This window comes from Alcanivorax sp. NBRC 101098, assembly GCF_001010505.1.
Classification (GTDB): domain Bacteria; phylum Pseudomonadota; class Gammaproteobacteria; order Pseudomonadales; family Alcanivoracaceae; genus Alcanivorax; species Alcanivorax borkumensis.
This window is the reverse complement of the sequence record NZ_AP014613.1, coordinates 407,501-419,535: the sequence shown is the minus strand read 5'-3', so window position 1 is coordinate 419,535 and position 12,035 is coordinate 407,501. Positions and strand designations below refer to the sequence as shown.

Annotated in this window: 11 protein-coding genes, 5 tRNA genes and 2 rRNA genes (1 of these 18 cut by a window edge); all 18 read right to left on the bottom strand. The window is 52.2% G+C overall.

Annotated features, from left to right (window positions below):
• Window positions 1-69: 69 nt before the first annotated feature.
• Window positions 70-447 carry a 50S ribosomal protein L7/L12 gene (gene rplL, locus AS19_RS01975; protein ID WP_011587672.1) on the bottom strand — a complete coding sequence of 126 codons (378 nt, stop codon included), beginning with the start codon at window positions 445-447 and terminating at the stop codon, window positions 70-72.
• Window positions 448-511: 64 nt separating this feature from the next.
• Window positions 512-1,042, bottom strand: coding sequence for a 50S ribosomal protein L10 (gene rplJ / locus AS19_RS01970; RefSeq protein ID WP_011587671.1), 531 nt, complete (start codon window positions 1,040-1,042; stop codon window positions 512-514).
• A gap of 306 nt (window positions 1,043-1,348) precedes the next feature.
• On the bottom strand, window positions 1,349-2,044 hold the full coding sequence (rplA, locus tag AS19_RS01965; protein ID WP_011587670.1) for a 50S ribosomal protein L1: 696 nt from the start codon (window positions 2,042-2,044) through the stop codon (window positions 1,349-1,351).
• Between the two features lie 3 nt (window positions 2,045-2,047).
• The gene (rplK, locus tag AS19_RS01960; protein WP_011587669.1) at window positions 2,048-2,476 is read right to left on the bottom strand and encodes a 50S ribosomal protein L11; all 429 of its coding nucleotides are present in this window, start codon (window positions 2,474-2,476) and stop codon (window positions 2,048-2,050) included.
• Window positions 2,477-2,591: 115 nt separating this feature from the next.
• Window positions 2,592-3,134, bottom strand: coding sequence for a transcription termination/antitermination protein NusG (gene nusG / locus AS19_RS01955; protein ID WP_035459621.1), 543 nt, complete (start codon window positions 3,132-3,134; stop codon window positions 2,592-2,594).
• A 9-nt stretch (window positions 3,135-3,143) separates the two neighbouring features.
• Window positions 3,144-3,518, bottom strand: a complete 375-nt coding sequence (secE, locus tag AS19_RS01950; protein WP_035459622.1) for a preprotein translocase subunit SecE — start codon at window positions 3,516-3,518, stop codon at window positions 3,144-3,146.
• A 43-nt stretch (window positions 3,519-3,561) separates the two neighbouring features.
• Window positions 3,562-3,637: transfer RNA gene (locus AS19_RS01945), tRNA-Trp, on the bottom strand.
• 66 nt (window positions 3,638-3,703) lie between these two features.
• Window positions 3,704-4,894: an elongation factor Tu gene (gene tuf, locus AS19_RS01940; protein ID WP_011587666.1), complete on the bottom strand. Its 1,191-nt coding sequence runs from the start codon at window positions 4,892-4,894 to the stop codon at window positions 3,704-3,706.
• Window positions 4,895-5,050: 156 nt separating this feature from the next.
• Window positions 5,051-5,126, bottom strand: a tRNA-Thr gene (locus AS19_RS01935).
• A gap of 44 nt (window positions 5,127-5,170) precedes the next feature.
• A tRNA-Gly gene (locus AS19_RS01930) sits at window positions 5,171-5,244 on the bottom strand.
• Between the two features lie 76 nt (window positions 5,245-5,320).
• Window positions 5,321-5,404, bottom strand: a tRNA-Tyr gene (locus tag AS19_RS01925).
• A 77-nt stretch (window positions 5,405-5,481) separates the two neighbouring features.
• Window positions 5,482-5,557, bottom strand: a tRNA-Thr gene (locus tag AS19_RS01920).
• Window positions 5,558-5,640: 83 nt separating this feature from the next.
• A complete protein-coding gene (locus AS19_RS01915) occupies window positions 5,641-6,288 on the bottom strand; it encodes an SPOR domain-containing protein (RefSeq protein ID WP_046961651.1) in 648 nt (215 codons plus the stop codon).
• Window positions 6,289-6,305: 17 nt separating this feature from the next.
• Window positions 6,306-7,043, bottom strand: a complete 738-nt coding sequence (locus tag AS19_RS01910) for a type III pantothenate kinase (RefSeq protein ID WP_011587664.1) — start codon at window positions 7,041-7,043, stop codon at window positions 6,306-6,308.
• Window positions 7,040-8,002, bottom strand: a complete 963-nt coding sequence (locus AS19_RS01905) for a biotin--[acetyl-CoA-carboxylase] ligase (RefSeq protein ID WP_041704769.1) — start codon at window positions 8,000-8,002, stop codon at window positions 7,040-7,042. Before AS19_RS01905 ends, AS19_RS01910 begins: the two co-directional genes overlap by 4 nt.
• A gap of 5 nt (window positions 8,003-8,007) precedes the next feature.
• Window positions 8,008-9,690, bottom strand: a complete 1,683-nt coding sequence (locus tag AS19_RS01900) for an AMP-binding protein (protein WP_035459630.1) — start codon at window positions 9,688-9,690, stop codon at window positions 8,008-8,010.
• Window positions 9,691-10,450: 760 nt separating this feature from the next.
• Window positions 10,451-10,566: ribosomal RNA gene (gene rrf / locus AS19_RS01895) — 5S ribosomal RNA — on the bottom strand.
• 199 nt (window positions 10,567-10,765) lie between these two features.
• A 23S ribosomal RNA gene (locus AS19_RS01890) occupies window positions 10,766-12,035 on the bottom strand; it runs 1,621 nt beyond the window's last position.

Below are 12,035 nucleotides of genomic sequence, written 5' to 3'. Positions count from 1 at the left end.
GCTGGCAGCCAAAAAGCTGCCAGCCGGCGCCTTTGCGCGTTAACGCGAAAAGGCATAGCGCCAATGCGCTTACTTGAGCTCGGCAGTACCGCCAGCCTCTTCGATCTTTTTCTTGATCTCTTCGGCTTCGTCTTTGGTAGCGCCTTCTTTAACAGGAGCAGGAGCACTCTCAACCAGCTCTTTGGCTTCTTTCAGACCCAAGCCAGTTACTTCACGAACAGCTTTGATCACGCCAACTTTCTTGTCACCGAAGCTGCTCAGAACAACGTCAAACTCAGTTTGCTCTTCAGCAGCAGCAGCATCACCACCGGCAGCTGCTGGAGCAGCAGCAACAGCGGCAGCGGCAGTTACGCCGAACTTCTCTTCCATGGCCTCAATCAGTTCAACGAGGTCCATAACACTCATATCGGCGATAGCGCCGAGGATATCTTCTTTGGAAACGGCCATTTTCAATCTCCTAAATCACCACTGTGGCGATCCGATTAGATCGGGTAGTTACGCAACCTGAAAATCAGGCAGCACTCTGTTTCTGGTCCTTAACTGCAGCAACCGTACGAACAAATTTGCCAGGCACCTCGTTGAGGGTACGAACAAACTTGGCCACAGGGGCCTGCATAACGGACATGAGCTGAGAAATTGCTTCGTCGCGAGTCGGCAACTTGGCGAGGACATCGATATCCTGAGCACCATAAGTTACGCCACCCACGGCCAGAGCTTTTACTTCCAGCGCGTCATGGTCTTTGGCGAAATCCTTGATGAGGCGAGCAGCAGCGCCCGGATCATCCTTGGAGAAAGCCAAAACAGTGGGGCCAACCAGTGCATCGTTCAGACACTCGAATTCTGTGTCTTTCACGGCGAACTTCGCCAGCGTGTTCCGTACTACTTTCAGGTACACACCGGTTTCACGGGCCTTACTACGCAACTCAGTCATCTGAGAAACAGTGAGACCACGATAGTCAGCAACCACAGCAGACAGCGCTTCAGCAGCAACAGCATTTACCGAAGCAACAATCGCTCGTTTGTCCTCCAGATTCAAAGGCATGATGTACCTCCTGGATTCACAAACATTAACCGTCAAAATCGACTACGATCTGATTTTGAGGCGGTCGCCAAGGTCGGTTTCCCGACCAATATCGCGGAGCCACAACCTGAACAAATCAGGAAACAACTACCGCGCCTGCGCAGGCGGTTACCCCTTAATCTCGGCGGTTTACTTACCTCATAAAGGCAGACACCAAAACACACCGAAAACCTGCGGTCTTTGACGCCCCGATAACGCTCACTACAGGTGACGCGGCATCGGGATCAAAGCCCTTTTGATCCAGCCTTTCGGCAGGATCGAAACTCATTACATCACCAAGGATGCCGGATCGATAGACAGACCAGGACCCATAGTGGTGGACAGCGTTACTTTCTTGAAGAAAGTCCCTTTAGCGGATGATGGCTTGGCCTTCTTGAGATCAGCAATCAACGCTTCCACATTTTCTTTGATGGCATTGGTATCAAAACCTACCTGACCCACCGTGCAGTGGATGATGCCACCTTTATCGGTGCGGTAACGGACCTGACCACCTTTGGCATTCTTGACAGCCTGAGCCACATCCGGAGTCACGGTACCAACCTTCGGGTTAGGCATCAGACCACGAGGGCCAAGAATCGTGCCCAACTTGCCGACAACGCGCATGGCGTCGGGGGAGGCGATCACCACATCAAAGTTGATCTCGCCACCTTGAACCTGTTCAGCCAGATCATCAAAACCGACAACGTCTGCGCCCGCTTCTTTTGCTTCTTCAGCTTTCGCGCCTTGAGCAAAAACAGCAACACGGACAGTTTTACCTGTACCGTGGGGCAGGACAGAGGCTCCACGGACGTTCTGGTCGGATTTACGCGGGTCAACACCCAGGTTTACCGCTACATCCACAGACTCTTTAAATTTAACGGCAGAAAGCTCAGCCAGCAGGGCAACCGCTTCTTCCACCGGATACAGCTTACCCGCTTCAATTTTCTCGCGGATGGCACGGTTACGCTTAGACAGTTTAGCCATTGGTTAACCCTCCACATCCAGGCCCATGGAACGGGCAGAACCCGCGATAGTGCGCACGGCGGCATCCATATCCGCAGCGGTCAGATCAGGCTCTTTAGCCTTGGCGATCTCTTCCAGCTGCGCACGGGTTACCTTGCCCACTTTCTTGGTGTTCGGTTCACCGGAACCACTCTTGATCCCTGCTGCCTTCTTCAACAGGTAGGCCGCCGGCGGCGTCTTCATGGTGAAGGTAAAGGAGCGATCGTTGTACACGGTGATCACAACCGGAACCGGTGCCCCGGCATCCAGCTGCTGAGTCTGGGCGTTGAACGCCTTACAAAACTCCATGATGTTCACACCGTGCTGACCCAGAGCAGGACCAACCGGCGGTGAAGGATTAGCCTGGCCAGCTGCAACCTGCAGCTTGATGTAGGCTTGTACTTTCTTCGCCATTTTAAGACTCCTTGGGTGCAAACGCCGCGTCTATAACGGGCTCCCCTCAGGTTGTCAAAACGCCCCGGCCGCCTTTTACAGCGACCGGGGCACCTCATTTAAACGCTCTGCTTTATCAGGTTTTCTCGACCTGACCAAACTCCAGCTCAACAGGCGTTGATCGACCAAAAATCATCACCGCAACTTGCAGGCGACTCTTCTCGTAATTCACCTCTTCGATCACACCATTGAAGTCAGCAAAGGGGCCGTCATTAACACGAACCACCTCACCCGCTTCAAATAACGTCTTGGGCTTCGGCTTCTCTACTGCATCATCCATGCGCCGCAGAATAGCATCCGCTTCTTTCTGGGTAATCGGTGAAACGCGACCCGGATTTTTCGAATCTTCACCAATAAAGCCCATCACTTTCGGGGTTTCCTTGATCAAGTGCCAGGAATCGTCACACATCTCCATCTGCACCAGAACGTAACCCGGGAAAAATTTGCGCTCGGATTTACGCTTCTGGCCACCCTTGATTTCAACCACCTCTTCAGTTGGAACCAGAATGTCACCAAAAAGCTCTTCCATAGAACGCAATTTAACGCGCTCTTCAAGGGCGCGCTTTACATATTTCTCAAAACCTGAATAGGCGTGTACTACGTACCAGCGCTTTGCCATGCTCACCCCTTAGCCAATAACCCAGGACATAAGTCCACCGAGAATCCAGTCGAGCACAAAAAGCAACAGGGCTACAATCACAACAAAGACCAGAACAATCAGCGTAGTTTGCAGGGTTTCCTGACGCGTCGGCCACACAATTTTGCGCAGCTCAACCAAGGAGTCCTTCCGCAGCTGATTGAATGCCTTGCCCTGCTCAGTCTGCAGAGCAACAAATACCGCCACCAGAGAAACAGCAACAACACCGATTACTCGATAGAGGGTCGGCTGGTCGGAGAAATAGCTATTGCCCACTACGGCCGCAGCAACAAACCCCACAACCAACAACCACTTCACCGCCTCAAAGGCGGCAGAGCCGGAACGCGCTTCTGTTTTCTCGCTCATCTGACGATGCACCCCACCACCTTAGTGGCAGTTTTGGGAAAATTGGCAGGCCAGGAGGGACTCGAACCCCCAACAGCCGGTTTTGGAGACCGGTGCTCTACCAATTGAACTACTGGCCTGTAACTCTAAAAACCTAAAACAAACAGGGCAGCGAGCGAGGCCCGCCACCCTTACCACCGAACAACTTATTCAGTGATTTTGGCTACTACGCCGGCACCAACGGTACGGCCACCTTCGCGAATCGCGAAGCGCAGACCATCTTCCATGGCGATCGGAGCGATCAGCTCAACGTCCATTTGCACGTTATCGCCAGGCATTACCATTTCGGTTCCTTCCGGCAGAGTACATGCACCCGTCACGTCAGTTGTACGGAAGTAGAACTGCGGACGGTAACCGTTGAAGAACGGGGTGTGACGGCCACCTTCGTCTTTGCTCAGGACATATACCTCAGCAACGAACTTGGTATGCGGGTTAATGGAGCCTGGCTTGGCCAATACCTGACCACGCTCAACTTCATCACGCTTAGTACCACGCAGCAAGACACCAACGTTCTCACCAGCACGACCTTCGTCCAGCAGCTTGCGGAACATCTCAACACCAGTACAGGTAGTCTTGGTGGTGTCGTGGATGCCCACGATTTCGATTTCCTCGCCGACTTTAACGATGCCACGCTCTACACGACCGGTTACTACAGTACCGCGACCAGAGATAGAGAACACATCCTCGATCGGCATCAGGAACGGCTGATCAACGGCACGCTCTGGCTCCGGAATGTACTCATCCAGAGTCTCAACAAGCTTCTGCACCGCAGGCATACCGATATCGCTAGTGTCGCCTTCCAGTGCTTTCAGCGCTGAACCCTTAATGATCGGAGTATCATCACCCGGGAAGTCGTAGTCGCTCAGCAGCTCACGCACTTCCATTTCTACCAGCTCAAGCAGCTCTTCATCGTCAACCATGTCCGCTTTGTTCAGGAACACAACGATGTAAGGTACGCCAACCTGACGGGACAGCAGGATGTGCTCACGAGTCTGCGGCATGGGGCCGTCTGCGGCGGAACACACCAGGATTGCGCCATCCATCTGCGCGGCGCCGGTGATCATGTTTTTCACATAATCAGCGTGACCGGGGCAATCTACGTGGGCGTAGTGACGAGTTGGAGAATCGTACTCTACGTGAGAGGTCGCAATGGTAATACCACGCTCACGCTCTTCCGGGGCATTATCAATACCATCGAAAGCAACGGCGTTGCCGCCCCATACTTCTGCACACACGCGGGTCAACGCGGCAGTCAGGGTGGTTTTACCATGGTCAACGTGACCAATGGTGCCTACGTTTACGTGCGGTTTATTACGTTCAAACTTTTCCTTAGCCACGACTCTTCACCTCTTAATTTGGCTGTGCTTTTTCGCCATATGGCGCGCATACACCCGAGAAAGACACATTTAAGGACTGCAATCTATGCCTGCAGACCACCCTGGCACCATCAAGACACATGAAGCCAGGCCCAGGATATACCCGAGCCCGGAAACTGGAGCTCATGACCGGATTTGAACCGGTGACCTCACCCTTACCAAGGGTGTGCTCTACCTACTGAGCTACATGAGCATAACCTTCATGCCACCTTAGCGGCAGCCAAACTTCTCCGGATTTGGAGCGGGTAGCGGGAATCGAACCCGCACCATCAGCTTGGAAGGCTGAGGTTCTACCGTTGAACTATACCCGCTAACCTTGCTTGCCTTTCAGCAATCCGGCTTTTGGTTTCCCTAGCGACAACTGCCGCACGGCAAAACCAACTTATCTGGTGGAGGGGGGAGGATTCGAACCTCCGAAGCTTTCGCGTCAGATTTACAGTCTGATCCCTTTGGCCACTCGGGAACCCCTCCAGAAAAGGGCCTACATTCTCTTTACACTTCAATAACTTGTCAACTTCTTTTCAAGTAGTCACCAAGCATTTATAAATTGGAGCTGGCGAGAGGAGTCGAACCCCCGACCGGCTGATTACAAATCAGCTGCTCTACCAACTGAGCTACGCCAGCTCACAAGGGTTGCGAATTCTATAGAAAGGCATGGGGGGACGCAATCCACTTAGGCAACAAACGCCTAATAATTGCGCAGCAACTCAGGGACAGGACACCTTGGAAACATTAAGCGATTGATTTGCCTCAAGAAATACTTTTAGGTCAGGATTATTTTCAACCGATGAATCAGACAAATACAGCCAATACTCCGTCACATTGCGGGACGTTTCACGAACAAACGCCGGGTAACCCGCATTCCGCATCTTCACGCGAAGCCCTTCAGCTGATTCTGCACTAGAAAAATAGCCCAGAGAGATGGCATTGGCATCTTTTCCATTCTTAACTACAAAGCTGTCGATTCCATGATCCTGCAACTCACGCAATACTTGCAGAGCCCGCGCTCTGCCCGCATAAGGAGGCAAATAGACCCAATTAAGCCTATCCTTTTGCACACTCAAACTTCGCACGCTGCCCGACAAGCCAATGGCTCTAAGCTGAACGGCGCCCGCCTCAGCTCTTTCTTGATTTTTCCAAGGCCCTACTACCGTACACAAACTCCCACTAGGCACACCGGTCTCGCCTCCACTGCGTGGCTGCGGCCGCTCTGCAAGCAATTGCAGCCGCTCATCATCCGCATGCCTTGGCTCAGAAAGATTCAGAGACGCTGATTCGGGGGATAGCGATCCGACCAACTGAAAGCCTACGTAGACCAAGTTGATCACTAACAAACTATAGAATATCCACCGCACAGCAGCCCCCTTATTATTTATTGTTGTCGTGCCGCCACCCGCTCCAATCCATCTAGGACTAAATCAGGGGCATGCAGGAACTCAAACGTAAACGCACCAATGAGCTCCGGGGCATCTCCGCCGGTAACTAGCACTTTGCAAGTATCATCAAGCACTTGGCGCAGTTCAAGCACCACCTCCGTGACAAAGGCCACAGACATGCGCAAGAGTCCGTTATGGACACACTCACCGGTAGACCGCCCCAATCCCAATTGCGCCATTCCCGGCTCAATGTGCACATCCGATGTGTCTCTCAGCAAGGCGCCTCGCAACATCCCAAGGCCAGGCACAATGTAGCCACCAAGAAAAGTGCCGCGCGAATCAACAGCATCAATAGTTAACGCACTGCCACAGTCTATAATGATGGAGGCACCATAACGCTGAAAGCCTTCAATCATTGCCACCCAACGGTCCACTCCCAGCTTTCTCGGCTCTGGATAACAGCTTTCCACGCCAAAATCTGACTGACAAGAATAATAGAAATGGGGCTCGCAACGAATAGCCTCCTTCAGGTAATAAGCAATTGTTTCATCAGCCTCCGGCCCAGCCACCGAGGCCACCCATATTTCACTCGGCATGCCTACTAATGATCTCAGCATGAGCTCAACCACTCGTGACCACTCACGCTCATGGCGCCCTCCGCCTTGGTGTATGACATCACCATCGCGGTAGCGCCACTTCATGGCGGTATTCCCCACATCAACAAACAGCATCATTGAATTCTCAAACTCACTTCTCCTCCATAAAGAGAACGGATCCCATCGTCAGTTTCCAGCAACAACGCACCATCAGACGCCACCCCGACAGCAACCCCGACAAGATTCTGACCTGTAGCACTGACCACCACTTTTTTACCGGACACGGCATCAAAGTCTGCAAACGCCCCCTTAAAGGCATCAAACCCTTGCGCCTGAAAAAGTGGCAGCATATCCATTAACTGAGTAATCACCTGGCTTGCCAGCTCCGTTCGCGAGGGCATCACCGTTAGCACAGTGGCTAGGTCAGTCCACCGTTGGTCGATCAACTCCGCCTGAGCGGCAGTCATGCGACCATTGAGCCCAACGCCAATCACAACATCCACCCGCCCCTCCATTTCACCTGCCAGCTCAATCAATATGCCGCCAACCTTCGCACCATTCACTAACAAATCGTTGGGCCACTTGAGCGCAACAGGAAGGGCGGGGTCGAACGCACGCAACGCCTCACCCACCACAACGCCAACCGCCAGACTCAAGCCGCCTAAGGCAGCAAAGCCACCATTTAGCGTGAAGCGAATAGAAGCATAAAGATTAGCCGCAAAAGGGGACTGCCAGGCACGACCGCGACGCCCACGACCCGCCTGCTGACATTCGGTAATGAAAACTTGAGGACGGACAACAGGGCCACTCAGAGCCAATGCATCCGCATTGGTAGAGCCTGTCACCCACTGATAATGTAAATCTGCAGCGCCATGCAAATGGCGCCTAACGATGTCTGGGTCAATCAACTCCAGAGGCTGAGCCAGCCGATAGCCCTTTCCTTTTACAGACTCAAGGGCAAGACCAAAGTCGGTAAGCCGCCGCACTCGCTTCCAGACTCCCGCCCGCGAAATACCAAGCTCATCGCCTAGCTCAGAGCCAGAACGAAAGGAACCGTCAGAAAGAAGGCGAACCAACGCTAGGTCCGCCTCCTTCATCTCGCTCACGCTTCCCAAACCACTCCTCGGGTCTTAGACCATCGAACAATTGCATCGCCATAACGTTTTTCGATTTCGTTACGCTTCAATTTCAGCGTCGGCGTGATCAGGTTGTTTTCAACGGTCCAGGCATCCTTACACACGATTAGGGTGGTCAAACGCTCATGCGGGTCCAGCTCTTCATTGACGCGCGCCAATAACTTCTCCAGCTCCTTGTTGAAGCGCTCTTTCTCACCATCCTTGCTCAAGCGCTCCTGCTCTTCCGGAGTAAGATTGAGCAATGCCACCGGCTGCCCCATACCTTGACCAATCACGCAGGCTAATTCGAGTCCAGGCATTGTCGACAGACGATTCTCGATGGGTGCCGGCGCAACATATTTGCCCTTCTCCGTCTTAAAAATCTCTTTAACCCGGCCAGTGATACGCAGGCGACCTTTACCGTCGATTTCGCCCACATCACCAGTGTGCAGCCAACCATCTTCGGTCAAATCTTCCGCTGTTTTATCCGGCTGCTTGTAGTAACCCTTCAGATTACCCACACTACGCACCAAAATCTCACCACCATCACCAATGCGGCACTCAACACCGTCATTGGGCGTACCAACCCAACCAATCTGTTGATCACCCTCTTCCGTAGAATGCGACCAAGCCAGGTTTTCTGTCATGCCGTACCCTTCAAGAATTTCTAGATCCAGTTTTTTGAACCAGGCAATAATCTCGGGGGACAGCGCAGCAGCCCCTGACAACGCGATACGGCATTCATCCAGCCCCATGGCACCAAGTATCTTCTTCTTGATAATCTTATTGACGATTGGAATCTTCAGTAAAAGATTCAGTTTTTTCGGTGGCAGCGCTTCAGAAGCTTTCTGATAAAACTTAGACCAGATACGGGGCACAGCAAAAAAGACCGTCGGTTGCGCACGCTTGATGTCTTCACCGAAGGTATCAAGCGATTCGGCGAAGAAAATTTTGTTCCCCACATAGAGAACAGCGATTTCCACAGCAACACGCTCAGCCACATGAGATAGCGGCAAATAAGAGATCATGCGTCCGTCCGGCTTCAGGTCATACAGTTTGATCATCTTTTCCCCCACAGTGGAAAGACCTTCAAAATCGTGCATTACCCCCTTCGGCATCCCTGTGGTCCCCGAAGTGTAAACAATGGTAGCGAGGTCGGTCAGGGCCGGAGCGTTTACTTCAAGCAAAGGTGCCGTGTCACGGATAATATCTGGCCACTTCGGGAAGTCCTTCAACACATCTGCAGGAGCTAGACTCAAGGCGATCTGCTGAACACCGTCAGGTACACCGGCTTTCATTATGTCCCAGTCGTCAAGCTTGCCGACAAAAAGGAATTTGGATTCGCTGTGCTCCAGAATTTGGCGCACGGTTTCAGCCACAAGGGTTGGGTATAAAGGAACGCTAACGCCTCCTGCCATCCAAATCGCCACATCGGTAATAATCCACTCAGCACAGTTCTTAGAAACCAGCGCAACATGGTCACCTTTCTGCATCCCGATAGATTGCAAATACGCCGCAATCTTGCGCGCTTCTTCATCTACCTGTTTCCAAGTGTATTCACGCAGCTCGCCACCACCTAGCGGCTGAACAAACGCTACTGCGTCACCCTGTTGCGAACAGAGCCGAGCCAGTGCCTTAAGGGGAGTGATCGTACTCTTATCTGTTATCATAATTCTTAACCTTTCCCGAGTTTAAGATCCAATGAAACGGCCAGCTAAAAGCAAACCGGAGCAGGCATATCCTGCGAATTCCGTTAACTGTGTTTAGCAAATGACTAGGCATCAGCCCGCTGAAGACGGCCGCGGCACGCAGAAACACCTCTCCTACCACACCTTCTTCACTGCCATCCCAAAACAACAAAAGCAACCATACCACTTTCCCTCATCACTATGGAGCCCCGCACTATCTTGAAACATCATGTAAACGCTTGTTTACTTTACAAATAACCAATCTCCGGGACCAAAGAGTAGAGCCTTACAGGTACTGAAAAAAGAACATTACGAAACGCATTAGAAAGGAAGCAACTGAATACAATTTAGCCCCGCATACTCTCCTATTATTAAGCTAACGCTCTTGAATAATCTGGTAGACCGGCTTGTGATATAGACCAAGCGAGACGTGCCAGCCCGGAAGACCAGAGAGGGAGGACTGAAGTGGACCTCTAACCGCAATTGATCTCCGCCCATCGCGACAACACTCCATAGCTTCACACCTCAGGACACTGAGGCGCACGTCGCTTTTCAACAGCTTGTAGCTAGTCAGTGATTCTTTCGTGAAAGGTGTAGTAAAAGCAGTTTTTTGACATGGTCGAAGAGCTGGCGAGGTTAGAAAAGGTCGTCGATAGTTATAATTTGATTTTAGGCTGCCCGGACAGGCGCCAATAAAAAAACCCCCGCCACTGACGCGACGAGGGTTTTTCTGTATTTAAGAGCCTGACGATGACCTACTCTCGCATGGGGAAGCCCCACACTACCATCGGCGATGTACTGTTTCACTTCTGAGTTCGGCATGGGATCAGGTGGTTCCAATACTCTATGGTCGTCAGGCAATCTGGTTTGGTTTTCCTGATTAAATCAGGAGGACCAAATAGGTTGCCTTCCCGGTGTTTTACCTAGGTAAATACTGCACACCGGCAAAGCCAAATTGGGTAACGAGAAGTTTGCTATTCAACTGCAAGGTTAGTTATCTCTCACACCGTATCTTTGCGTTACCTGGCGATAAGCCGAGTAACTGCTTTGGTGTTATATAGTCAAGCCTCACGGGCAATTAGTACTGGTTAGCTTCACGCCTTACAACGCTTCCACACCCAGCCTATCAACGTTGTGGTCTTCAACGGCCCTTCAGGGGAATCAAGTTCCCAGGGAGATCTCATCTTGAGGGAGGCTTCCCGCTTAGATGCTTTCAGCGGTTATCCCGTCCGAACGTAGCTACCCGGCAATGCCACTGGCGTGACAACCGGAACACCAGAGGTTCGTCCACTCCGGTCCTCTCGTACTAGGAGCAGCTCCTCTCAAATCTCCAACGCCCACGGCAGATAGGGACCGAACTGTCTCACGACGTTCTAAACCCAGCTCGCGTACCTCTTTAAATGGCGAACAGCCATACCCTTGGGACCGGCTTCAGCCCCAGGATGAGATGAGCCGACATCGAGGTGCCAAACACCGCCGTCGATATGAACTCTTGGGCGGTATCAGCCTGTTATCCCCGGAGTACCTTTTATCCGTTGAGCGATGGCCCTTCCATACAGAACCACCGGATCACTAAGACCTGCTTTCGCACCTGCTCGACTTGTAAGTCTCGCAGTCAAGCACCCTTCTACCTTTACGCTCGTTGCACGATGTCCGACCGTGCTGAGGGTACCTTTGTGCTCCTCCGTTACTCTTTGGGAGGAGACCGCCCCAGTCAAACTACCCACCACACAATGTCCCCGATCCCGATAAGGGACCTAGGTTAGAACCTCAAACATGCCAGGCTGGTATTTCAAGGACGACTCCACAGTAACTAGCGTCACTGCTTCAAAGTCTCCCAGCTATCCTACACAAACAGGTTCAAAGTCCACTGTGAAGCTATAGTAAAGGTTCACGGGGTCTTTCCGTCTAGCCGCGGGTACACAGCATCTTCACTGCGATTTCGATTTCACTGAGTCTCGGGTGGAGACAGCGCCCCCATCATTACGCCATTCGTGCAGGTCGGAACTTACCCGACAAGGAATTTCGCTACCTTAGGACCGTTATAGTTACGGCCGCCGTTTACCGGGGCTTCGATCAAGAGCTTCGCCGAAGCTAACCCCATCAATTAACCTTCCGGCACCGGGCAGGCGTCACACCCTATACGTCCGCTTACGCGTTTGCAGAGTGCTGTGTTTTTAATAAACAGTTGCAGGGGCCTTTTCACTGCGACCGCCGATAGCTCAGAGAGCAAGTCTCATCACCTTCAGCGGCGTACCTTCTCCCGAAGTTACGGTACCACTTTGCCTAGTTCCTTCACCCGAGTTCTCTCAAGCGCCTTAGAATAC

Excerpts from the sequence above, each read along its gene's own strand:
- AS19_RS01910 (WP_011587664.1), bottom strand. The coding sequence starts at position 7,043 with ATGATGCTGTTTGTTGATGTGGGGAATACCGCCATGAAGTGGCGCTAC.
- rplL (WP_011587672.1), bottom strand. The coding sequence starts at position 447 with ATGGCCGTTTCCAAAGAAGATATCCTCGGCGCTATCGCCGATATGAGT.
- AS19_RS01900 (WP_035459630.1), bottom strand. The coding sequence starts at position 9,690 with ATGATAACAGATAAGAGTACGATCACTCCCCTTAAGGCACTGGCTCGG.
- secE (WP_035459622.1), bottom strand. The coding sequence starts at position 3,518 with ATGAGCGAGAAAACAGAAGCGCGTTCCGGCTCTGCCGCCTTTGAGGCG.
- rplJ (WP_011587671.1), bottom strand. The coding sequence starts at position 1,042 with ATGCCTTTGAATCTGGAGGACAAACGAGCGATTGTTGCTTCGGTAAAT.
- rplA (WP_011587670.1), bottom strand. The coding sequence starts at position 2,044 with ATGGCTAAACTGTCTAAGCGTAACCGTGCCATCCGCGAGAAAATTGAA.
- AS19_RS01905 (WP_041704769.1), bottom strand. The coding sequence starts at position 8,002 with ATGAAGGAGGCGGACCTAGCGTTGGTTCGCCTTCTTTCTGACGGTTCC.
- nusG (WP_035459621.1), bottom strand. The coding sequence starts at position 3,134 with ATGGCAAAGCGCTGGTACGTAGTACACGCCTATTCAGGTTTTGAGAAA.
- rplK (WP_011587669.1), bottom strand. The coding sequence starts at position 2,476 with ATGGCGAAGAAAGTACAAGCCTACATCAAGCTGCAGGTTGCAGCTGGC.